The 21,951-nt window shown below is 68.2% G+C and carries 19 protein-coding genes; 7 read left to right on the top strand and 12 right to left on the bottom strand.

Annotation, left to right across the window (positions count from 1 at the left end):
- The first annotated feature begins 901 nt into the window (after positions 1 to 901).
- Positions 902 to 1,948, top strand: a complete 1,047-nt coding sequence (locus ON40_RS23900) for a PHP domain-containing protein (protein WP_051193470.1) — start codon at positions 902 to 904, stop codon at positions 1,946 to 1,948.
- A gap of 38 nt (positions 1,949 to 1,986) precedes the next feature.
- Here the strand turns inward: ON40_RS23900 and ON40_RS23905 are convergent, their stop codons facing one another.
- Entirely contained in the window at positions 1,987 to 2,610 is a 624-nt protein-coding gene (locus ON40_RS23905; protein WP_040826657.1) for a LysE/ArgO family amino acid transporter, read from the bottom strand.
- A 72-nt stretch (positions 2,611 to 2,682) separates the two neighbouring features.
- Here ON40_RS23905 and ON40_RS23910 point away from each other — a divergent pair, with 72 nt between their 5' ends.
- Entirely contained in the window at positions 2,683 to 3,591 is a 909-nt protein-coding gene (locus ON40_RS23910; RefSeq protein WP_040826318.1) for a LysR family transcriptional regulator ArgP, read from the top strand.
- A gap of 11 nt (positions 3,592 to 3,602) precedes the next feature.
- Here the strand turns inward: ON40_RS23910 and rsmD are convergent, their stop codons facing one another.
- Together rsmD and ON40_RS23920 are read right to left on the bottom strand one after the other, a co-directional pair.
- On the bottom strand, positions 3,603 to 4,160 hold the full coding sequence (gene rsmD, locus ON40_RS23915) for a 16S rRNA (guanine(966)-N(2))-methyltransferase RsmD (RefSeq protein WP_040826319.1): 558 nt from the start codon (positions 4,158 to 4,160) through the stop codon (positions 3,603 to 3,605).
- Positions 4,161 to 4,244: 84 nt separating this feature from the next.
- Complete coding sequence (locus ON40_RS23920) at positions 4,245 to 7,649, bottom strand: pyruvate carboxylase (RefSeq protein WP_040826321.1); 3,405 nt, start codon at positions 7,647 to 7,649, stop codon at positions 4,245 to 4,247.
- A 418-nt stretch (positions 7,650 to 8,067) separates the two neighbouring features.
- Between ON40_RS23920 and ON40_RS23925 the strand changes: the two genes are divergently transcribed.
- Entirely contained in the window at positions 8,068 to 9,489 is a 1,422-nt protein-coding gene (locus ON40_RS23925) for a short-chain fatty acyl-CoA regulator family protein (protein WP_040826659.1), read from the top strand.
- A 13-nt stretch (positions 9,490 to 9,502) separates the two neighbouring features.
- Here the strand turns inward: ON40_RS23925 and ON40_RS23930 are convergent, their stop codons facing one another.
- The 3 genes from ON40_RS23930 to ON40_RS23940 form a co-directional block, all read right to left on the bottom strand.
- Positions 9,503 to 10,414 carry an EamA family transporter gene (locus tag ON40_RS23930; RefSeq protein WP_040826323.1) on the bottom strand — a complete coding sequence of 304 codons (912 nt, stop codon included), beginning with the start codon at positions 10,412 to 10,414 and terminating at the stop codon, positions 9,503 to 9,505.
- An 88-nt stretch (positions 10,415 to 10,502) separates the two neighbouring features.
- On the bottom strand, positions 10,503 to 12,770 hold the full coding sequence (gene recG / locus ON40_RS23935; RefSeq protein WP_040826324.1) for an ATP-dependent DNA helicase RecG: 2,268 nt from the start codon (positions 12,768 to 12,770) through the stop codon (positions 10,503 to 10,505).
- A gap of 2 nt (positions 12,771 to 12,772) precedes the next feature.
- Positions 12,773 to 14,680, bottom strand: coding sequence for a DAK2 domain-containing protein (locus tag ON40_RS23940; protein ID WP_040826325.1), 1,908 nt, complete (start codon positions 14,678 to 14,680; stop codon positions 12,773 to 12,775).
- Between the two features lie 328 nt (positions 14,681 to 15,008).
- On the opposite strand from ON40_RS23940, the gene rpmB reads away from it, so the two are divergent.
- Together rpmB and ON40_RS23950 are read left to right on the top strand one after the other, a co-directional pair.
- The gene (rpmB, locus tag ON40_RS23945; protein ID WP_011210730.1) at positions 15,009 to 15,200 is read left to right on the top strand and encodes a 50S ribosomal protein L28; all 192 of its coding nucleotides are present in this window, start codon (positions 15,009 to 15,011) and stop codon (positions 15,198 to 15,200) included.
- Positions 15,201 to 15,279: 79 nt separating this feature from the next.
- Positions 15,280 to 15,801, top strand: coding sequence for a GNAT family N-acetyltransferase (locus ON40_RS23950; RefSeq protein WP_040826326.1), 522 nt, complete (start codon positions 15,280 to 15,282; stop codon positions 15,799 to 15,801).
- Positions 15,802 to 15,842: 41 nt separating this feature from the next.
- Here ON40_RS23950 and ON40_RS23955 read toward each other — a convergent pair whose 3' ends face one another.
- The 3 genes from ON40_RS23955 to ON40_RS23965 are packed head-to-tail and all read right to left on the bottom strand — an operon-like array spanning position 15,843 to position 17,830.
- The gene (locus ON40_RS23955) at positions 15,843 to 16,109 is read right to left on the bottom strand and encodes a hypothetical protein (protein ID WP_040826328.1); all 267 of its coding nucleotides are present in this window, start codon (positions 16,107 to 16,109) and stop codon (positions 15,843 to 15,845) included.
- 35 nt (positions 16,110 to 16,144) lie between these two features.
- The gene (locus ON40_RS23960; RefSeq protein ID WP_040826330.1) at positions 16,145 to 16,822 is read right to left on the bottom strand and encodes a uracil-DNA glycosylase; all 678 of its coding nucleotides are present in this window, start codon (positions 16,820 to 16,822) and stop codon (positions 16,145 to 16,147) included.
- A gap of 39 nt (positions 16,823 to 16,861) precedes the next feature.
- Complete coding sequence (locus ON40_RS23965) at positions 16,862 to 17,830, bottom strand: thiamine-phosphate kinase (protein WP_040826331.1); 969 nt, start codon at positions 17,828 to 17,830, stop codon at positions 16,862 to 16,864.
- Between the two features lie 121 nt (positions 17,831 to 17,951).
- Between ON40_RS23965 and ON40_RS23970 the strand changes: the two genes are divergently transcribed.
- The gene (locus ON40_RS23970) at positions 17,952 to 18,548 is read left to right on the top strand and encodes a DUF3515 domain-containing protein (RefSeq protein WP_040826660.1); all 597 of its coding nucleotides are present in this window, start codon (positions 17,952 to 17,954) and stop codon (positions 18,546 to 18,548) included.
- A gap of 3 nt (positions 18,549 to 18,551) precedes the next feature.
- Here ON40_RS23970 and ON40_RS23975 read toward each other — a convergent pair whose 3' ends face one another.
- From ON40_RS23975 to ON40_RS23985, 3 genes are all read right to left on the bottom strand, one after another.
- The gene (locus ON40_RS23975) at positions 18,552 to 18,854 is read right to left on the bottom strand and encodes a DUF6191 domain-containing protein (protein WP_245567985.1); all 303 of its coding nucleotides are present in this window, start codon (positions 18,852 to 18,854) and stop codon (positions 18,552 to 18,554) included.
- Positions 18,855 to 18,926: 72 nt separating this feature from the next.
- Positions 18,927 to 20,024 (bottom strand): D-alanine--D-alanine ligase family protein, encoded by a 1,098-nt coding sequence (locus tag ON40_RS23980; RefSeq protein WP_040826332.1) that lies wholly within the window; start codon positions 20,022 to 20,024, stop codon positions 18,927 to 18,929.
- A 33-nt stretch (positions 20,025 to 20,057) separates the two neighbouring features.
- A complete protein-coding gene (locus tag ON40_RS23985) occupies positions 20,058 to 21,053 on the bottom strand; it encodes an NAD(P)H-dependent glycerol-3-phosphate dehydrogenase (RefSeq protein WP_040826333.1) in 996 nt (331 codons plus the stop codon).
- Positions 21,054 to 21,144: 91 nt separating this feature from the next.
- Here ON40_RS23985 and cofC point away from each other — a divergent pair, with 91 nt between their 5' ends.
- A complete protein-coding gene (gene cofC / locus ON40_RS23990) occupies positions 21,145 to 21,846 on the top strand; it encodes a 2-phospho-L-lactate guanylyltransferase (RefSeq protein ID WP_040826335.1) in 702 nt (233 codons plus the stop codon).
- The last annotated feature ends 105 nt before the right edge of the window (positions 21,847 to 21,951 follow it).

Genomic DNA, 21,951 nt, shown 5'->3' on the forward strand with positions numbered 1-21,951 from the left:
CGTCGCCGCCGACACCTCCAGCTCCGCGGCGATCTGTTCGCCGGTCCTGCCTTCAGCAGCCAACTCGTCCGCGCGGCGCAGCTTGCGCACGATGTCCTCCGCGGAATGCCGCTTCCGACCAGCCATACCCTCATCGTCCCTTCCAGCCCCTACCAGGGCCAACAGGACTCTAATACCAAGCGGTCTCATTCACTGGGGACGGGCCAATCACACGCGACCGGAGACAGCCAAGCCAACTACACGGCTACGTAAAAGTGGACACCCAGCCTCGGGGTACACCAGCGGTACACGGCACCCTTCATAGCTGGTAATCGGCTTCAATTACCAACTGCCCTATCGGAAATCGCAGGTCAGACCCGTTCCCATGTTCACAGTGCCCCGCCGAGAGCGCGAACCTGCGACAGCGGTTCTTCATCCGCTGTCGCGTGATCAACGCGGCGCGGTCGGGCGACTCGACTGGTGGCCCGGTTCTGATGCCGAGTGTTGTAGACGTACAGTTCCAAAACAGCCGTAGCCGGAATCAGCGGCGGCCAGCCATCCATGGCGCGCGGGTTGCCGTCCAGTCGTCCCTGGTTGCCATTTAATCCGCCATTTAATGGCTGACGTCAGCCAACGACACCCACACTCGCCAACGCGAGTGACATCTATCACAAAATATGCCGGATGCTGCTTCGGCGTTCCCGCCGCTCAGAGACTGGACGAACCAACAACGTTCGATACTGGCCACCCTTGACAACGACACCAACCACAAGCTAGCTCTATGCGAGTACATGGAGTTACCCATGTGCTCACGACATCAGTTGTTGCCTTGGGTAGCGGGACAGTCTGTGCCGCGAGACTTGCGATGCCGAGTCACCTTTGAGAACGTGCCCGAGTTTCGGTCGTACCCCAGGAGTTATCCATGTCCTCGCCGGATCAGTTGCCCTTGGCGTTGAAAGCGCAAGGGGCGCTTCGAGAGATCGCGTTCTGGATGGAGCGTGGGCGGGCGCAGACTCATCGGGTCAAGGCGTATCGGCGGGCTGCGGATGCGGTTGCGGAGCTGTCGGATGAGGAGTTCGAGCGGTTCCGGAAAGGCGGTAAGTGGCAGGATATTTCGGGGATCGGGCCGAAGACCGCTGCCGTGATCGCGCAGGTGTGCGCCGGGGAAGTGCCTGCGAAGTTGGTCGAATTGCGTTCGGAGGCAAGGCCGATCGCGCCGGAGGGTGCGGAGTTGCGGAGGTTGTTGCGCGGGGATCTGCATACGCATTCGGATTGGTCCGATGGTGGCAGTCCGGTCGAGGAGATGATGCGGACGGCGATGGCGCTGGGGCACGAATACTGTGCGCTGACCGATCATTCGCCGCGGCTGCGGGTCGCCAACGGACTGTCGGCCGAGCGGCTGCGCCGTCAGCTCGACGTGGTCGCCGAACTGAACGAGCAGCTGGCGCCGTTCCGGATCCTGACCGCCATCGAGGTCGACATTCTCGACGACGGTTCGCTCGATCAGCGCGCGGATCTGCTCGCGGAACTCGATATCGTCGTGGCGAGCGTGCATTCGCAGCTGCGGGCGGACAGCGAAACCATGACCCGGCGCATGGTCACCGCGGTCGCGAATCCGGATGTGGACGTCCTCGGACACTGCACCGGGCGGCTGGTGGAGGGTGAGCGCGGCGTCCGGCCCGAATCGGAGTTCGATGCCGAACTCGTCTTCGAGGCGTGCCGACGTTTCGGGACGGCCGTGGAGATCAACAGCCGCCCCGAACGTCGCGATCCGCCCGGACGGCTGATCCGGCTGGCCGTCGAGATGGGGTGCCTTTTCTCCATCGACACCGACGCCCATGCGCCGGGTCAGCTGGATTGGCAGGGTTACGGCTGCGCGCGGGCGCTGGCCAACGGCGTGAATGCGAAACGCATCATCAACACCTGGCCACTGGATCAGCTGCTGGGCTTCACCGAGGCCGCGCACTGACACGCGAGTCGGCGGCGCGACACCGATCACCGTCCTGATCAATGCTGTAGCACGAGCACGGCCCCGAAGGTGAACATGATCAGGGCGATCACCGAATCCAGTGCGCGCCAGGCGGTTCGGCGAGCGAACAGCGGGCCCAGCAGGCGGGCGCCGAAGCCGAGGCCGGTGAACCACAGGATACTGCCGAGCATCGCGCCTGCGGCCAGGAACCATCGGTACGCGCCCGCGTAGGTGCTGGCGAACGAACCCAGCAGGACCACCGTGTCGAGGTAGACGTTCGGATTGAGCCAGGTCATTCCGAGGCAGGTGAGCAGCGTCGCGCCCAGTGCCACCGAGGCCCCGGACGGTTCCCCGGTGATCGCGCCCGGCGACAACGCCCGCCGCGCCGCCATGATCCCGTAGCCGATCAGGAATGCCGCCCCGGCATACCGCGCCATGACCAGCACCGTGGGGGCCGACCGGATGACCGCGCCGAACCCGGCCACGCCCGCCGCGATCAGCACCACATCCGAGACCGCACAGACCGCCACCACGGCCAGCACGTGCTCGCGACGGATGCCCTGACGAAGTACGAAGGTGTTCTGCGCGCCGATCACCACGATCAACGAGAGTCCGAAACCCAGGCCCGACAGGGCGGCCTGCACGGCCGACGACGTATTCACCGGCTCCACGCTAAGTGCGGCACAATGGCCAGACCAGCTAATGTTTTTCACCGATCATTACAATTTCTTGATATGGATCTGCAGCTGGATCAGCTCCGGGCCCTGGACGCGGCCGTCGCCGAGGGGACCTTCGAGGCGGCCGCGCGGCGGCTGCGCGTCACCCCGTCGGCGATCAGTCAGCGCATCAAGGCGCTCGAGCGGGCGGTCGGGCGCATCCTGCTACAGCGCACGAAACCCGTGCGCCCCACCGAATCCGGGCTCGCGGTGCTTCGCCTGGCCCGGCAGATCGAGTTGCTGACCGGCGATACCGCCCGCGAACTCGGCTCTGCCGCAAGCGAATACGGCGAGGCCGGACCCGAGGCCGACCGGCGCGTCCGGCTGCCGATCGCGGTCAACGCGGACTCCCTCGAGACCTGGGTGATGCCCGCGCTGTCCGGCGCACCGTCCGGGGTCTGCTTCGAAATCCACCGTGAGGACGAGGAACACACCACCCGCCTGCTGCGCAACGGCACCGTCATGGCCGCCATCACCGCCACCGCCCAGCCCGTGCAGGGCTGCCGAGTGCGCCGACTCGGCGCGATGCGCTACCGCCCCATGGCCACCCCGGAGTTCGCCCGCACCTGGTTCGCCGACGGCGCGACCGCACGCGCCTTCGGCACGGCCCCGGTGATCGTGTTCGACCGCAACGACGATCTGCAGGACCGCCTGATCCGCCGCCGCACCCGTCGCCCTGTCGACCCGCCCCGGCACTACATCCCCGCCACCTCCGGCTACGCCGAAGCCGTCCGCCTCGGCCTGGGCTGGGGACTGCTCCCCGACCTCCAGATCGACATGCACGGCTACGCGAAGTCGCTGGTCACCATCGACGAATCGCTGCACATCGATGTCGCGCTGTATTGGCAGCAATGGCGACTGGACTCCCCCGCGCTGACCTCCGTCGCCACCGCCATAGCCGAGGCCGCCGCCGAATCCCTGCGCTGATTCGGTTGCATTCAGGGTTCGTAGTCGGCCGATTCGATGCGAGTTTCGCCATACCGGCGGACACGATGTGGGGAAAATCCGGTGGGCCAGGCGGTTTCGGGTGAACGGGTAGCGCGTTCGACGACGACGAGAGCGTCGGTGTGGAGCCAGCCGTTGGCGACGAGGGCGGTCAGGTCGTCGGTGATCCGGGTGCCCTCCAGGGCGTAGGGCGGATCGGACAGCACCAGGTCGTACGGTCCGGCCGGAGGTGTGGCCAGTACGGAAGATACTGTGCCGATCCGCAATTCACCGCCGGGCAGACCCAGATCGGCGATATTGCCGCGGACCACAGCCGCCGCCTTGCGATCGGATTCGACCAGCAGCGCGTGAGATGCGCCGCGGGACAACGCCTCCAGTCCGAGCGCCCCCGAACCGGCATACAGGTCGAGCACCCGAATGCCGTCGAAATCCATTCGGGCACACAACATGCTGAACAGCGCTTCACGCACCCGATCCGAAGTCGGCCGGGTCCCGGCGGGCGGCACCCGCAACCGCCGCCCGCCCGCGACTCCGGCCACGATCCGTGTCATCGGGATACGCTCCCGCCCAGGAGATCTCGCGAATCACGACCGGTGCACCTCACCGGTCGGCCCCGGATTTCCGCCGACGCCGGTTCACTCGGCGGCGGTCTCGTTCACGCGGACGTTCACCAGCAGATCGCCGCCCTCCACCTGCTGCACCCGGCCGATGGCGACCCGGGCGACGGTGCCCGCGCGAGGCGCGGTGATGGCGGCTTCCATCTTCATCGCCTCGATCGTGCCGATGGTGTCACCCGCGGCGATCGTGTCGCCCTCGGCGACGACCAGGGTGACCACACCGGCGAAGGGTGCGGCGATGTGGCCGGGATCGGACTTGTCGGCCTTCTCCGCGGCGGGAATCTCGCTGGCGATCGAACGGTCGCGCACCAGGACCGGCCGCAGCTGGCCGTTCAGGATGCACATCACCGTGCGCATACCGCGCTCGTCGGGTTCGGAGATCGCCTCGAGGCCGATCAGCAGCGTGACGCCCTTCTCCAGCTGGACGCGATGCTCCTCGCCGTGCCGCAGACCGTAGAAGTACTGGTTCGTCGAGAGGCCGGAAGTGTCGCCGAATTTCTCGCGGTGGGCCAGGAATTCGCTCGTGGGGCCGGGAAACAGCAGGCGGTTCAACGTCTCTCGACGCAGGGTCGAATCACCGTTCAGCCCGGCCTCGTCCTGCGCGGTGAGCTCGGTCTCGGGTTTGGCCGCACCGCGCCCGGCCAGCGCCCGACTGCGGAACGGTTCGGGCCAGCCGCCCGCCGGCGTGCCGAGTTCCCCACGCAGGAAACCGATCACCGAATCGGGAATGTCGTAGCGGCCCGGATCGCCGGCGAAGTCGTCGACCGTCACCCCGGATCCGACCAGCGACAGCGCCAGATCACCGACCACCTTCGAGGACGGGGTCACCTTCACCAGACGGCCCAGGAGTCGGTCCGCCGCAGCGTATTTCGCCTCCACCTCCTCGAACCGATCGCCCAGGCCCAGCGCGATGGCCTGCTGCCGCAGATTCGACAGCTGACCACCCGGGATCTCGTGCTCGTAGACGCGCCCGGTGGGACTGGGCAGTCCGGATTCGAAGGGCGCGTAGCCCTTTCGCAACGCCTCCCAGTACGGCTCCAGATCGCAGACGTGCTGCAGGTTGATCCCGCTGTCGTACGCCGAATTCGCCGCTGCGGCAACGATTGCCGACAGCGCGGGCTGCGAGGTCGTACCGGCCATCGGCGCACTTGCGCCATCCACCGCATCGGCCCCGGCCTGCCACGCGGCCAGATATGTCGCCAACTGCCCGCCCGGAGTGTCGTGCGTGTGCACGTGCACCGGCAGATCGAAGTTGCTCCGCAACGCCGTGACCAGGGTGTGCGCCGCGGGTGCGCGCAGCAAACCGGCCATGTCCTTGATCGCGATGATGTGCGCGCCGGCCTCGACGATCTGCTCGGCCAGTTTCAGGTAGTAGTCCAGGGTGTACAGATCCTCGCCCGGATCCGACAGATCCCCGGTGTAGGACAACGCCACTTCCGCGATCGTGGTCCCGGTCTCGCGCACCGCATCGATCGCCGGACGCATCTGATCCACATTGTTCAGCGCGTCGAAGATCCGGAAGATATCGATACCGGTCGCCGCGGCCTCGGACACGAAGGTGCGCGTGACCTGCTCCGGATACGGCGTGTACCCCACCGTATTACGGCCCCGCAGCAGCATCTGCAGGTTGATGTTCGGCACCGCCTCCCGCAACGCCGCCAGCCGCTCCCACGGATCCTCGTGCAGGAATCGCAGCGCCACGTCGTACGTCGCCCCGCCCCAGCACTCGATCGACAACAGCTCCGGCGTCATCCGCGCCACGTGCCCGGCGACCTGCAACAGACTGTTGGTGCGCACGCGAGTGGCCAGCAGCGACTGATGCGCATCGCGGAAGGTGGTGTCGGTCACCGCGATTGCGCTCTGCTGCCGCAGCGACTGCGCGAAACCTTCCGGGCCCAGCTGCAACAGCCGCTGCCGCGAACCGTCCGGCGGCGGCACGGTCAGATCCAGCGCGGGCAGTTTGTCCTGCGGGTAGACCGCGGTGGGTCGTTCACCGTGCGGCTTGTTGACGGTGATGTCGGCCAGATAGTTCAGGATCTTGGTGCCGCGGTCCGCGGAGCCGCGCTGAGTCAACAGATGCGGCCGCTCGTCGATGAACGAGGTGGTGATCCGCCCGGCCCGGAAATCCGGATCGTCCAGAACCGCCTGCAGGAACGGAATGTTCGTGGCCACGCCGCGAATCCGGAATTCGGCCACCGCCCGTCGCGCACGCGCCACTGCCGTGGCGAAATCCCTTCCGCGACAGGTGAGTTTGACCAGCATCGAGTCGAAGTGCGCGGCGACCTCGGCACCCAGGTTGGCTCCGCCGTCCAGGCGGATGCCGCTGCCGCCGGGACTGCGGTACGCGGTGATCCGGCCGGTGTCGGGCCGGAATCCGTTGGCCGGATCCTCGGTGGTGATCCGGCACTGCAGCGCCGCACCGTGAATGCTGATCGAATCCTGGCTCAGCCCCAACGATTCCAGCGTCTCCCCCGCCGCGATGCGCAGCTGCGACTGGACCAGGTCGACATCGGTGATCTCCTCGGTGACCGTATGTTCCACCTGGATACGGGGATTCATCTCGATGAACACATGGTTGCCGCGCTCGTCCAGCAGGAATTCCACGGTGCCCGCGCAGCTGTAACCGATCTGCCGGGCGAAGGCCACGGCGTCGGCGCAAATACGTTCGCGCAGTGCGGGATCCAGATTCGGCGCGGGCGCGAGTTCGATGACCTTCTGATGCCGCCGCTGCAGCGAACAGTCGCGCTCGAACAGGTGGATCACGTTGCCGCTGCCGTCGGCCAGGATCTGCACCTCGATATGGCGCGGATTGATCACCGCCTGCTCGAGGAAGACCGTCGCATCGCCGAAGGCCGATTCGGCCTCACGCATCGCGGCCTCGATGGATTCGCGCAACTGAGCGCGATCCGCGACCCGTCGCATACCGCGACCGCCACCACCCGCGACGGCTTTGACGAAGACCGGGAATTCCATCGACTCCGCGGCGACCAGCAGTTCGGACACATCGGCCGACGGCTCACTCGAGCTGAGCACCGGCAGTCCGGCCGCCCGTGCGGCGGCGATGGCGCGCGCCTTGTTACCGGTCAGTTCGAGTACCTCGGACGAGGGACCGATGAAGGTGATGCCCTCCCTGGCGCAGGCCGCGGCCAAATCGGGGTTCTCCGACAGAAATCCGTATCCCGGATAGATCGCATCGGCGCCGGCCGTCCTGGCGGCCTTGATGATTTCCGGGATCGACAGGTAGGCCCGGACCGGATGGCCGGGCACGCCGATCTGGTAAGCCTCGTCGGCCTTGAGGCGGTGTACCGAGTTGCGGTCCTCGTAGGGGAACACCGCGACGGTCCCGACGCCGAGTTCGTAGGCGGCGCGGAACGCACGAATGGCGATTTCCCCGCGGTTGGCGACGAGCACTTTGGAGAACATCCGATAAAGGTACCTGTCCGGATACAGGTCGACGCAAACTGTAACGGGTTCGACCGAACACTCACCGAGTGCCCCCGCGACCGGTGCGCGGCCCGACATCGCCGCGACATGTCACTGTGCATCGACCGAATGCGGACTCCGGCGTCATCGGGGACGCGTTCGAACAACACGAACCGATCGGTCGCGACCGATCGGAGATACCGGCGACACGGCTCACCATCGGTTACCTTCGATGAACGGCTCGGCATCCCGGGGCGAACAGCGGTCGGCAATTGCCGTCCCGAACCTGGACGACCACGACAAATTCGCACACTACGCATCAGTAATATCGACCGAAACAGCGGGCACGGGAGATTGTCCGCAGACGTGGCCGAAGATATTGCAATGATTGCGAATCTCCACGGGTACCCTCTTGCACGTGCGCAAGATGTATGCGGGTGCCCGACTACGGCGATTGCGCGAGGAACGGCGGATGACGCAGGCCGCCCTGGCAAAGTCCCTCGAGCTCTCGCCCAGCTATCTCAACCAGCTCGAGCGGGATCAGCGGCCACTCACCATTCCTGTTCTGCTGAAACTGAATTCGACATTCGATCTGGATGTGCAGTTCTTCGCCGCCGACTCCGACGCGCGTCTGGTCTCGGATCTGCACGAGGTTCTGGTCGAGGCGGCGGGCGGCACCGCACCGCCCGCCGCCGAGGTCGAGGATCTGGCCACCCGCCTGCCCGAAGTCGCCAAGACCATCGTCGCCATGCACCGCCGCCTGCGCGCGGCCACCGATCAGCTGGATCTGCTCTCCTCCAAGGTCGCCACCCCGACCGGTGCGCCCGGTGTGCCGATGCCGTACGAGGACGTGCGCGATTTCTTCTACGACCACCACAATCACATCGCCCAGCTGGATCTGGCCGCCGAGCAACTGTTCGAGGAGTCCGGCCTGACGATCGGGTCACTGGACCGCCAGCTGGCCCGGGTCGCGGAGGAGCGCGCGCGGGTGACCGTGCTGGTGCGCGGCGACGGAGCCGATCCGACCATTCCCAAACGGCACTACGATCCGGAGAGCCGCACCCTCACCCTGGCGCGACGGCTGCGTCCGGGACAGCGCGCCTTCCAGATCGCCACCACCCTGGCATTCCTGCTGTACGGGCCGCTACTGGACGAGGTGATCGCCGGAACGCCCTCGCTGACCGGCGAATCGCGCGCCCTGGCCCGCGTCGGGCTGGCCAACTACTTCGCGGGCGCACTGGTACTGCCGTACGGGAAATTTCTGCGCTCCGCCGAGGAGTTGCGCTATGACATCGATCTCCTCGGACTGCGCTTCGAGGTGGGCTTCGAAACCGTCTGTCATCGGCTGAGCACGCTACAACGGCAGGGACAACGCGGCGTGCCCTTCTTCTTCGTGCGCACCGACCGCGCCGGGAACATCTCCAAACGTCAGTCCGCGACCGCATTCCACTTCTCCCGCGTCGGCGGCAGCTGCCCGCTGTGGGTCGTGCACGAGGCGTTCGCGAATCCCGGCCGGGTCCTGACCCAGGTCGCCGCCATGCCCGACGGGCGTCGCTACCTGTGGGTGGCCCGCACCACCAACCCGGCGACGCGCGGATTCAGCTCGGCCACCAAGGAATTCGCGATCGGGCTGGGATGCGATATCGAATACGCCGACCGCCTGGTGTACTCCAGCGGCCTGCAACTCGACGACCCATCCGCCGCGGTTCCCATCGGCGCGGGCTGCAAGGTCTGCGAGCGCTCCTCCTGCCCGCAGCGGGCGTTCCCGCAGATCGGACGGCCGCTGGCCGTCACCGAGACGACATCGGTCGACCTGCCGTACCCGCGCGCGGTGCGCTAGCGGCCAGCTGTCCCTAGAGTTCGGCCCGGCCGGTGCGGGTGGCGCCGGCCGACGCGGCGACCACACACGCGATCCCCGCCCACTGCATCAGGTTCATTCGCTGGCCGAGCACGAGCAGCCCGGCCACCGCCGCCACGGCGGGTTCCAGGCTCATCAGCACCCCGAACACCCTGGGCGGAATCCGGCGCAATGCCTCGAGCTCCACCGAATACGGCAGCACCGAGGACAGCATCGCGACTCCGAAACCGGCCGCCAGCACCGACGGATGCAGTAGCGACGTGCCCGCGCCCGCGATGCCGATCGGCGCCATCAGCACCCCGCCGAACGCCATCGCCAACGCCAATCCGCCACCGCCGCTGGTCTTCTCACCGAGTTTCGCACCGAGCAGGATGTAGCCCGCCCAGCAGGCCGCCGCGCCCAGCGCGAGCAGCACACCCGTCCACGGCACCTGCCGGGCCGCCCGGGTCAGCAACAGCACCCCGGCGCCGGCCAGCACCGCCCACACCGGATCGATCCAGCGGCGCGATCCTGCCAGGGCCACCGCCAGCGGTCCCAGGAATTCGAGCGTGACGGCCATACCGAGCGGGATGCGGTCGATGGCCTCGTAGAAGGACAGGTTCATCAGCGCCAGCACCGCGCCGTAACCGAGGACGACCGGCAGCACCCGGCGTTCGATCCGCAGCGACGAACGCCAGAACACCAGCAGCACGACCCCGGCGAAGAACAGTCGCAGACTCACCGCACCGGCGGGGCCGGTCGCGGCGAACAACTCGGTGGCCAGGGCCGCGCCCACCTGCACACTGACGATGCCCGCCAGCACGAGCAGCGTCGGCGGTACCCCGCCGATCCCCTGCCACACCGGCACGCGGGAGAACCACCGCGGCGCGGCCTCCCTGCGCATTCGCTCGAAATCGATCGCGACCACCGAATCCGCCGTCCTTCCTATCCGGCGCCCACACGTGCCGACGCCCTATCCAGCACCGGCACGCACCGACACCGACCCGAGCGAGCGTTCACGACTTGGCCAGGTACTCCAGGCGTTCACCGTCGACCGCCGCTCGCATCATCGTCGCCAGACCGGGATGACGGTTCAGCCCCGGGTCCGATTCGACGATCTCACGGGCGAGGTGCTGTGCGGCGGTGATCACCTCGAGATCGTCGAGCAGCGACAGCAGGCGCAGCGACCGCGCGGTGCCGGACTGGGCCGAGCCGAGCACGTCACCCTCCCGGCGTTGCCGCAGATCCAGCACCGACAATTCGAATCCGTCCAGGGTGCCCGCGACCGCCTCGAGCCGAGCCATGGCGGTACCCATCGGGGAGGTTTCGGTGATCAGCAGGCACAGTCCGGGATGTTTGCCGCGCCCGACGCGACCGCGCAACTGATGCAGCTGGCTGACTCCGAAGCGGTCCGCGTCCACGATCACCATGACCGTCGCGTTGGGCACGTCCACGCCGACCTCGACGACGGTGGTGCAGACCAGCACATCGATCTCGGCCTCGTTGAACGCGCGCATGACCGCGTCCTTCTCATCGCTCGGCAGCCGCCCGTGCAGCAGCCCGACCCGCAGACCGGCGAGTGCACCGGCCGAGAGCGTCTCGTAGACGTCGCGAGCCGCGTGCGTGGTCGGCCCCTCCTTCTCCTCCTCCGGTTTCGCCTTGCGCCCCTTGGCCTTCGGCTTGTCCTCCTCCTCGCCGATGCGCGAGCAGACCACATATGCCTGACGGCCCTGCCCGACCTCCTCGCGGATCCGCTCCCAGGCCCGGTCCACCCATTTCGGATGCATTCGGGCCGGGACCACGCGGGTGGTGATCGGCGAGCGCCCACGCGGCAGTTCGGTCAGCGTCGAGGTCTCCAGATCGCCCAGGGTCGTCATGGCGATCGTGCGCGGGATCGGGGTCGCGGTCATCACCAGCAGGTGCGGGCTTATGCCGTCCTTGGCCTTGGCGCGCAACGCATCCCGCTGCTCCACGCCGAAACGGTGCTGTTCGTCGACGATCACCATGCCCAGGTCGAGGAATTCGACGTTGTCCTGGATCAGCGCGTGCGTGCCGATGACGATTCCGGCCTCGCCGGTCACCGCGTCCAGTAGCGCGGCCTTCTTCGCGCCGGTGGACATCGAGCCGGTCATCAGCACGACCTTGGTGGCGTTGTCGGCCGCGCCCAGCTCACCGGCCGTGCCGAGCTCGCCGAGCATCCCGCGCAGCGATCGATAATGCTGGGCGGCAAGCACTTCGGTGGGCGCGAGCAGTGCGCACTGCTGTCCGGCATCGACCACCTGCAACATCGCGTGCAGGGCGACGATGGTCTTGCCGGAGCCGACCTCCCCCTGTAGCAGCCGGTGCATCGGATGCGGGCTGGACAGGTCTTCCGAGATCTCCGAGATCACCTGCTTCTGGCCCGCGGTGAGTTCGAACGGCAGGCGTTTGCCGAATTCCGTTGCGATACCGCCGGTCCGGGGCGGGCAGGGCTTCGCGACACGTCCCGCGGCATCGTGCCTGCGTTCGGCCAGGACCAGTTGCAGGGCCAGCGCCTCGTCGAAACGCAAACGCTCCCTGGCCTGTTCGATATCGGACTTGCGTTCGGGCAGGTGGATCAGGCGCAGCGCGTCCGAGACCGCGAGCAGTTCGCGATCGGCCCGAAGCTCCTGCGGCAGGGGATCATCGATCGGATCCAGCTGATCGAGCACCTGTCGCACGCAGGCGAGGACATCCCAGCTCTGCACCTTCGCGGTCGCCGGATAGACCGGGATGTATTCGCGCTCGAAGAACGACACGTCCACGCCCTCGGCGCCTTTCGCGCTCTGCGCCAGTCCGCGCAGATCGCCGCTGCCGCGCACCGCGGTGAGATTCTCCACCGATTCCCCGGCCTCGGGCAGGATCAGGTACGAGGGGTGCGAGAGATTCCAGCGGTCCGGCCGCCAGTAGTGCACGGTGCCCGACATCATCGCCCGCACACCCTGTTTCACCAGATAGCTCACCTTGTCGCCGTTGAAGAAGGTGATCTCCACCGGTTTCGCGGATCCGGCGTCGAGTTCGACCTTCAACAACCGGCCGCGGCGGTTCTTCATCGGCCGCAGTTCGGTTTTCGTGACCACGCCGACGAGGGTCAGGTGCGCGCCCTCCTCCGGGGCCTCCTCGCTCAGCGGCTGGCCCTGCGTGGCGTAGCGCAGTGGATAGTGCCGCAGCAGATCCTCGACCGTCTGCATGTCGAAGGCGTCGGCCAGGGAATCGGCCGCTTTCACCCCGAGCACGTGATCGAGCCGGTCCCGCAGTGTCGCCATGGTTATTCCACCCCGATCTGCACCAGATCCACGGACTGGCCGCCGAGGTAGGCGACCACCTCGACCCCGGGAAATGTCGCTGTGATGTGTTCGGCCAGATCTCGGCCCAGTTCGTCGGATGCGTCCGCGCCCAGCAGCAGGGTGACCAGCTCGCCACCGAGGCCGAGCATCCGGTCCAGCAGCGTGCAGGCCGCGGCGTGCGGATCGGGATCGATGACGACGACATCGTTGCCGACCAGACCGAGCCCGTCGCCACGGTCGCAGGTGCCCACGATGGTCAGCGCCCGCTCGGGGGCGACTCGCAGCGCACCCCAGCGGGTGCCCGCGGCGGCCTCGGACATGGCGAACGCGTCGTCCACGGCGATCCGCCCGCCGTCGTGCACGGCCAGCGCCGCCAGGCCCTGCACCATCGACCCGCTCGGCAACATCAGCACCTCCCGCGGGACGGCCCCGGCCCCGCTGCGAGCGGCCATACCGACCGCGACCAGTTCGTGTGCGGCCAGTGCGCCGTTGGGCAGGACCAGCACCTCGCGTTGCGGCATGCGTCGTATCGCGGCCAACAACGCCTCCGCGGTGACCTCACCGTCCAGCACGGTCGCCCCGGAATCCTCGAACAGCCGCGCCGCGCCCGCGCCCGCCGCGACCGCGAGGATGCCGCGATCGGTAGAGCCTTGTGCAGCAAGCGGATTCACCGTCAGCCCCTCGATGCGAATCCGGCTCAGCGCGCCCGCGACCAACCCCGCCTCGACGGCCGCGCCCGCATCCGCACAATGCACGTGCGCCGACCAGCCGTCCCCGCCGTCGCCGACCACGACCACCGAATCCCCCAGGAGCGCAAGATGTTCACGCAGTTCGTCGATGCGTGAAACGGTCGTCCCGGACAGCAGGTACATCACCTCGTACTGCGGAACCGTCGGATCACCCGTCACCGAATGCTCGTGCCGCACTGGAGATCCGGACTTGTCGGCCACCATGCCCGGCCGATGCTCCTGCTGCGCTGAGGATTCGGGAACATCGTCCGAAGTGGTCGGCCGCACTGTGGATTCGGAGACACCGCTCGACCGGTACTCCTGCCGCACCGGAGCCTGTCCGGCACTCACCGCCACCAACGCATCCAGCACCACGAGCAGCCCGCGCGCCCCGGCATCCACCACCCCCGCCGCCCGCAGCACCCCGAGCTGCGAGGGCGTATCCCCCAGCGCCTTGCACGCGCCGTCGGCAGCCGCCCGAGCAACCTCCGCCAAGTCGGTGTCCGGACAGTCCGCCGCCCGCTCCGCCGCCGCCTCCAGCACGCTGAGCATGGTCCCTTCGACCGGATTGCTCAACGCCCCCCGCACCAGCACCGCCGCCCGCCGCAGCGCGGCACGCAAGTTCTGCGCGGTCAACGGCCCGCTGCGCACGGCCTCCGCCAACCCTCTCAGCACCTGCGACAAGATGATCCCGGAGTTTCCCCTCGCCCCGGCCGTCCCCGCACGGGCCATCGCAGCAAGCACCCCACCTGCGTCTGCGCCGGTCGGACGACCCTGCCTCGAATCGCTCCGGACATCGTGGCCGCTCACATCACCGACGCCGCTACTCACATCACGCCTGGTCGCCGCATCGCCACCCGACCCGTCGTGACGCGCACCATCGGTGATCCCGGTGTCACCGTCCGTACCAGCAGCACTGTCGACAGAGTCGGGATCGGTCCCACCGCACGATCCGGCAGCGGCCAGCGCATCCTCGGCGGCGGTGACGGCGGCGCGCATGGTGGCCAGGAGGTTGGTCCCGGTATCCGCGTCGGCCACCGGGAAAACGTTCAGCGCGTTGATCTCCTCGCGGTGACGCTCCAAGCCCAACAGGCAGAGCTGACCCCACCGGACCATCGCTGATCCATCGAGCACCTCCCGGACCCCGGGCACCGTCACCATCCTTCCGCTCCCACCTGTGACCACGACCTCGGCAACCACCGCCCAGATCCCCCCGCAAGGGTAATCACCTCCACCGACACCGCACCGCCACGGCGGGAATCTTCGGTCGGCCGCCTGGCTATCCTGCTGACCGGCCACCGCGTTACCCGGCTACCGGGGGCGATTGGACATGGCTCGGCGCGGGCGGCTACTCTTGCACGGTTGCCTCACGCGCCCGTCGATCGGTCGCGTCGCCGACGCTCTCGTCGGCAGGCATTGGACGATACGTTTCCGGATCGGCTGTCTCGAATGGCAGCGGTCCGTACATGACATGAAGGAGCTCGCGACTATGGCTGCCGTCTGCGACGTCTGCGCCAAGGGCCCCGGCTTCGGTAAGTCGGTTTCGCACTCGCACCGGCGCACCAACCGTCGCTGGAACCCGAACATCCAGACCGTTCGCGCGCAGGTTGCACCCGGCAACACCCGCCGCATGAACGTCTGCACCTCCTGCCTGAAGGCGGGCAAGGTCGTTCGCGGCTGAGCTGCACGAACCGTTCGTCGACGCCCCGGCACCCGATGAGGGTGATCCGGGGTGTCGTCGTTTACACACAGGTGCCGAGATGACATCCGACCGCCCCTGGCACATCACCCCCCTGCGCGCCGAACACTGCCTCGGCCTCGCCGAATGCCATATCGGCTGCTGGCGTGAGGCGTATCGAGGACTGGTCCCGGACCATGTCCTGGACGCCTTCGACGTCGACCGCCGAGCCGAGCAGTGGGAACGTATCCGAGCCGCGACCCGGGCCCCGGATGCGGTCCTGGTCGCCCTCGTCGACGCCGTGGTCGTCGGCTTCACCGGCATCCGCGCGATCGACGAGCCCACGGCGGTGGCCGAGCGGGAATTGAACGCGATGTACGTCCGGGCCGCCTGGTACGGCACCGGACTCGCACACGATCTGATGCGCGAGGTCCTGGACGCCCGCAGGAACACCTCCCTGTGGGTGTTCGAGGAGAATCCCCGCGCCCAGGCTTTCTATCGCAAATACGGTTTCGAACTCGACGGCGGCCGACGAGCCGAGCGCTTCTCCCCCAGTATCGAAGTCCGGATGCTGCGCCCGACCGATCCGACCCCTGCCCGGTAGGGCGGGTTCACACCGTCGGGCGCGGCACTACCGACCAGCGATCACCTACCGCCGCCCAGGCACTGCACATTGGCGCTGAGGCTCTGGACCGCGCACAGACCGTACGCGTTCACATTCGACGAGAGCGAGGCGGAACCCGTCTGCGGATCCCACAGCGCCAGCACCGGCGCGGCCTGCTCGGTGTTCGCGGGCGCGGCCGGAACCTGCTCCAACGGAATGGTCCTGGCCTGCGCCGCAACCGGCGCCCCCATGATGGCGGCTCCGGCAGCCACGGTCACGATGGCACCGCGCACGGACTTGATCTGCATGCATCTGCTCCTACTGTGATGAGTTCGAACACCGGTCAAGGCAGGCGCCAGTCGACCGGGGCGGCCCCCAATGTACCGAGCAATTCATTGGTTCGGGAGAACGGCTGGGATCCGAAGAATCCTCGGGAGGCCGACAATGGTGAGGGATGGGCCGATTCGATGGACGGCACGGAGCCGAGCATCGGCTTGAGGGTGGACGCGTCGCGGCCCCACAGGATCGCCACCAGCGGCTGCTCACGCGCGACGAGCGCACGAATTGCCTGCTCGGTGACCGCTTCCCAGCCCTTGCCGCGATGTGAGGCCGGCTGGCCGGGCGAGACGGTGAGCACCCTGTTGAGCATCAGCACGCCCTGATCCGACCACGGCGACAGATCACCGCACGACGGCGTCGGAAAACCGAGATCCCGGGAGTACTCGGAAAAGATGTTCGACAGGCTGCGCGGCACCGGCGAGACATCGGGCGCGACCGAAAAGCTCAGGCCCATCGCATGTCCCGGCGTCGGATAGGGATCCTGGCCGACGATCAGCACCCGCACCTTGTCCAGTGGACGCTGGAACGCGCGCAGCACGTTCTCGCCCTTGGGCAGGTAGCCGCGCCCGGCCTCGTTCTCCGCGCGCAGGAATTCGCCCATGGCCGTAATGCGGTCGGCCACCGGCTCCAATGCCTCGGCCCAGCCCGAATCGATGATCTCCGACAGTGGTTTCGCACCCATGTCGGACAAACTTAGTGTGGCCCGATTCACCACGACAGCTCACCTACCTTCCGAGAAGGATTCCCAACCGCCCGGTCCGGATCTGCGCACGCCGTCGACGGTGACGCCGGCGCCGTCCGCGACCCGTCCGACCCGGGTCCATCCTGCCGGAAGCACCTGTCCCGCAGCGAATGTGGCCGCGAAGGCGTGGTCCTCACCGCCGGTGAGGATCCAGTCCGACGGATCCTCACCGAGTTCACGCGCAACCGGATCCAGTTCCTCGTCGCGAATCGCGGCGGTGTCGAGATCGATGGCGACGCACGAGGATTCGGCGATATGCCCGATATCGGCGAGCAGCCCGTCGGAGACATCGGTCAGGGAGGTGATCGCCGCGTCGTCCGGCAGGTCCAGCACGGCCCTATACGGCGGTTGCGGAACCCGGTGCGCGGCAACCACACCGGGGAATCGGGCCGGATCGAGCCCGGCGTTCAACACGGCCAGCCCGGCCGCCGACCAGCCGAGCCGTCCGGCGACCGCGACCACGTCACCCGGCTGTGCACCGGACAGCAGCACCGGCGTGCGGCGCGGATCACCGAACGCGGTCACCGAGACGATCAGCAGCGGTGCTCGCACCACGTCACCCCCGGCGATCGAGGCGCCCACCCGGCCCGCCTCGGCCCACATCCCCTCGACGAATCCGTCCACGAAGTCCACCGGGGTGTCGGGCGGGCAACCGAAGGACACCACGAAGCCGCTCGGCGCGGCTCCCATCGCCACCACGTCGGCGGCGTTCTGCGCGATCGCCTTGGCCCCGATATCGCACGGGCTCGACCAGTCCAGCCGGAAATGCCGGTCCTGAACCAGCATGTCGGTGCTGACCACGAATCGCCCGTCCGGCGCGGCGAGCACCGCGGCGTCGTCGCCGGGCCCGAGCAGGACGGCCGGAACCTGGGCGCGCCCGGTGCTCATCCGCGCGATGAGCCCGAACTCGCCCAGTTCACGCACCGTTCGCGGGCTGGTATCAGTGATGGCCGTCTCCTTTCACGAACCGCGCCGGGGGCGACGGACTATCGCGACGCTACCCTCGGACCCGAAACCAACGACCACCAGCCAGGATCCGGTACCGAGACGAGTGGAGAAGATCTCCGGGATGAGCAGCAGCGAAACGGAAGGGCCGGACGCGGACCGCTACAGCGTCGAACCCGAGGACACCCGGCGGTCCCCGGCGCTCATCGCGACCGCCGTCGCACTGCCGGTCGCGATGATCGTCGCGGTCCTGGCCATCGCGGTGTTCGCCCGGCAGCACCCGACGCGTGAGCCGCTCGCGCTGGGATCGGTCCCGCAACCGCAGGCCACCGGTCAGGCGTGCACCACGCTGCTACCGGCGCTGCCGTCGAGCCTGGGCGACTACACCCGGGCGGATCTGGCCCGGCCCGCACCGCCCGCGACCGTGGGCTGGCAACTGCCCGACGGCGGCGACCCGGTCGTCCTGCGCTGCGGCCTGGATCGTCCGGCCGAATTCGTCAAATCCGCTGCGCTGCAGGTGATCAACGGCGTCAACTGGTTCGAGGTGCGTGATCCGGCCAGCGGAATCACCTCGGGCACCTGGTACGTCGTCGACCGCGGCACCTACATCGCCGTCACCATGCCCGACAAGGCCGGACCGACTCCGCTGCAGGACATTTCGAATACGGTCGCCAAGGTGCTGCCGGCCCGCCCGATCGATCCCGCGCCGATCCCGAACTGATCCTCAGCCGGGTCGGCGGAAGGTGACTCGGCCCGTGCCCAGATCGACGCCGAGGCCGCCGGGCGCACCGTCGCCCGGATTCTCCCGGTGCATGAGCACCACCTGACGCTGCTGGAATTCGATCCGCTTGGCCGCCCCGAACACCGCGTCGAGCTCCTCCAGCCCGATGGCGGCGGCGCCCGGACCGCCCGATCCGCGCATCCACGGCAGCGCCGTGCGGCCGGTCAGCCGGCGATACAGCACGTCACCACAGGCGACGACCGTGATCAGCACTACCAGACCCGGGATCGTCATCGCGAACAACACCAGCCCGAGGATACCGACCCGGACCGAACCGCACGTCGGGCTCGGCCGAGGCGACACCTGCCGGGTGGGGATTCAGCGCAGGCCGGTGCCGCGGGCGAGTGCGGTCTCGATCAACGTGCTGACCAGCGCGCCGTTGTCGATGCCTGTCGCCGCCCACATCCGCGGGTACATCGAGATGGCGGTCATCCCGGGCATGGTGTTGATCTCGTTGATCACCGGGCCCTGCTCGGTGATGAAGAAGTCGACGCGGGCCAGCCCCTGGCAGTCCAGCGCCCGGAACGCCCCCACCGCCAGCTCCCGGATCTGCAGGGCCACATCGTCGTTCAACTTCGCCGGAATGTCGAACTCGCACACGTCGTCGAGATATTTGGTGTCGAAGTCGTAGAAGTCCGGGGCGTCCGAACTCAGCTCCGGCATCCGAATCTCGGCGGGCACACTGGCTTCCACCCGACCGTCCGGGAATTCCAGTACGCCGCACTCGACTTCGCGCCCGATGATCGCGGCCTCGACGATCACCTTCGGATCGTGCAGGCGCGCAGCGGCGATCGCCTCGTCCAGCCGGTCCCAGGCGTCCACCTTCGTGATGCCGATGGAGGATCCGCCGCGAGCGGGCTTGACGAACACCGGAACCCCGAGGCGCTCGCGATCCGCCTCGCTCACGGTGGCCGTGCCGGGCCGCAGCACGACGTGATCGCCGACCGGAATGCCCTCGGCGGCAAAGAGTTTCTTCATGAACTCCTTGTCCATCCCGGTGGCACTGGCGAGCACACCGGGACCGACGTAGGGCAGCCCCGCCATCTCCAGCAGACCCTGCACGGTGCCGTCCTCGCCGAACGCGCCGTGCAGCACCGGGAACACCACCTCGAGCGCGCCGGGCCCGCCCGTGGAACCGTCCAGCGGCAGCAGACTGCCGCCGCGGGTCGGATCGGCCGCCAGCACCAATTCGGTACCGGATCGGTCGACCGCGGGCAGCGTGCGATCGGCGATGGCGAGCGTTCCGGCGTCGGAGCCGCTCAACACCCAGGTCCCGTCGTGGGTGATCCCGACCGGCACGGCCTCGTATCGTTCGGGGTCCAGGTTGCGCAGCACGAAACCCGCCGAGACGCACGAGACGGCGTGCTCGTTGCTGCGGCCGCCGAAGACGACTCCGACCCGAATCCGGTTACTCATGCCCGGAACCGTACCCGGACAGCGGCGATTCAATCATTCCGGCTTCATCGACCGGCCGAGCAACCGTCCGACGGCGGCGGCGACCGACAGTCCCTCGTGACACACCTGATGCACCGAGGTCGTCAACGGCATCTCCACCCCGTTCCGTTCGGCCAGCGCCCGGATCGAGGTGCACGATTTGACGCCCTCGGCCACCTGACCGTGGGTGGCCTGCTGCGCGGCCTCCATGGACCCGCCCGTACCCAGCACGTGCCCGAACGACCGGTTGCGCGAGAGCGGCGAGGTGCAGGTGGCGACCAGGTCACCGACCCCGGCCAACCCCGCCAGGGTCACCGGATTCGCGCCCAGCGCGACGCCCAGCCGGATGATCTCGGCCAGCCCCCGGGTGATCAGGCTCGCGACGGTGTTGTCGCCCAGGCCCATTCCCGAGGCGATACCGCAGGCCAGCGCGATGACGTTCTTGCACGCACCGCCGATCTCGCAGCCGATCACGTCGGTGTTGGTGTACGGCCGGAAATAGCCGGTGGCGCACGCATGCTGCACGGCCTGGGCGCGCGCCTCGTCCCCGCAGGCCACCACCGAGGCGGCGGGCTGTTCGGCGGCGATCTCGCGCGCCAGGTTCGGCCCGGACAGCACCGCGATCCGACCGGGATCCGCGCCGGTGACCTCCGCGATCACCTCACTCATCCGCAGCAGCGTGCCGGTCTCGATCCCCTTGGCCAGACTCAGCAGCGTGGCGTCGGGCCCGATCGCGGGCCGCCAGTTCGCCAGATTGCCGCGCAGCGACTGGGACGGAACGGCCAGGACGACGATCTCCGCGCCGTCGAGCGCGGCCAGATAGTCGTCGGTGGCCCGCACCCCGTCCAGACGCACGTCGGGCAGATAGTCCGGATTGCGATGCTCGGTGGCCAGTGTCCGGGCCACCTCGGGCCGCCGGGCCCACATCGTCACCTCGGTGCCCGCGTCGTTCAACACCTTCGCGAATGCGGTGCCCCACGATCCCGCACCCATCACTGCCGCCCTAGTCACCAGACCGATACTGCCATTCGTTCCCGGATTCGCGTCGCAATACCGGTGGTCATGACCCCCACCACAGTGCAGGACATGCAACGATGGGCGCATGCGTCCGGATGCCGTCCACGCCGTGATCGCGGTGAAGAACCTCGAGCGTGCCAAGAGCCGACTCGCCGAAGAGTTGTCACCCGCCGATCGGTCGCGTCTGGTGCTGGCCATGCTGTCGGACACCGTGCACGCGGCCCTGGCCGCGGGGATCGGCTCGGTCACCGTCGTCACCCCGGACTCCGGTGTTGCGGCGGCGGTGCACGCACTGGGCGCGGCTGCCCATCCCGACCCGGAGGCGGCCGACGACGGGCTCAATGCCGCACTCGCCGACGCGGCCGAGGCGGTGCGCGATCGGCACGGTGCGGTGGATCTGCTTGCGTTGCAGGCGGATCTGCCCGCCCTGCGACCGAGCGAATTGACCGATATGCTGGCCTGCGCCCCCGTGACCGGACGCGCCCTGGTCGCCGATCACACGGGGCAGGGCACCGCCGCCCTCCTGGTGCGCGACGGGCTCGCCCCGCTGCGGCCGCTGTTCGGCCCGGATTCGGCTCGCCGCCATGCCGACTCGGGCGCGAAGGATCTCGACGGCGACTGGCCCGGCCTGCGCCTGGACGTGGACACACCCGCGGATCTGCGCGCCGCGGTCACACTCGGCCTCGGCGCGGCCACGACCGCACTGCTGCGCGACATCGGCTGGCCGCACCCTGTTCACACGGATCTCATACGGAGGTGCGGCGCGGGTCACATGTGTGCTAGATGATCGCCAGACCTGCATCGAGGGTTGGCAACCAGCGGTGCCGGTCGCGGTGCCGCTCGAACATGAGGGATGATCGTGAGTGTGATCGAGCCTGCGAGCGAACCAGCA

It is taken from the genome of Nocardia jiangxiensis NBRC 101359 (genome assembly GCF_000308615.1).
GTDB classification, from domain to species: Bacteria; Actinomycetota; Actinomycetes; order Mycobacteriales; family Mycobacteriaceae; genus Nocardia; species Nocardia jiangxiensis.

Bases quoted from the DNA above. Each gene is read 5' to 3' on its own strand.
- ON40_RS23900 (WP_051193470.1), top strand. From the start codon at position 902: ATGTCCTCGCCGGATCAGTTGCCCTTGGCGTTGAAAGCGCAAGGGGCG.
- ON40_RS23910 (WP_040826318.1), top strand. From the start codon at position 2,683: ATGGATCTGCAGCTGGATCAGCTCCGGGCCCTGGACGCGGCCGTCGCC.
- rsmD (WP_040826319.1), bottom strand. From the start codon at position 4,160: ATGACACGGATCGTGGCCGGAGTCGCGGGCGGGCGGCGGTTGCGGGTG.
- ON40_RS23920 (WP_040826321.1), bottom strand. From the start codon at position 7,649: ATGTTCTCCAAAGTGCTCGTCGCCAACCGCGGGGAAATCGCCATTCGT.
- recG (WP_040826324.1), bottom strand. From the start codon at position 12,770: ATGGCGACACTGCGGGACCGGCTCGATCACGTGCTCGGGGTGAAAGCG.
- ON40_RS23940 (WP_040826325.1), bottom strand. From the start codon at position 14,680: ATGGTGACGGTGCCCGGGGTCCGGGAGGTGCTCGATGGATCAGCGATG.
- rpmB (WP_011210730.1), top strand. From the start codon at position 15,009: ATGGCTGCCGTCTGCGACGTCTGCGCCAAGGGCCCCGGCTTCGGTAAG.
- ON40_RS23950 (WP_040826326.1), top strand. From the start codon at position 15,280: ATGACATCCGACCGCCCCTGGCACATCACCCCCCTGCGCGCCGAACAC.
- ON40_RS23955 (WP_040826328.1), bottom strand. From the start codon at position 16,109: ATGCAGATCAAGTCCGTGCGCGGTGCCATCGTGACCGTGGCTGCCGGA.
- ON40_RS23960 (WP_040826330.1), bottom strand. From the start codon at position 16,822: ATGGGTGCGAAACCACTGTCGGAGATCATCGATTCGGGCTGGGCCGAG.
- ON40_RS23970 (WP_040826660.1), top strand. From the start codon at position 17,952: ATGAGCAGCAGCGAAACGGAAGGGCCGGACGCGGACCGCTACAGCGTC.
- ON40_RS23980 (WP_040826332.1), bottom strand. From the start codon at position 20,024: ATGAGTAACCGGATTCGGGTCGGAGTCGTCTTCGGCGGCCGCAGCAAC.
- cofC (WP_040826335.1), top strand. From the start codon at position 21,145: ATGCGTCCGGATGCCGTCCACGCCGTGATCGCGGTGAAGAACCTCGAG.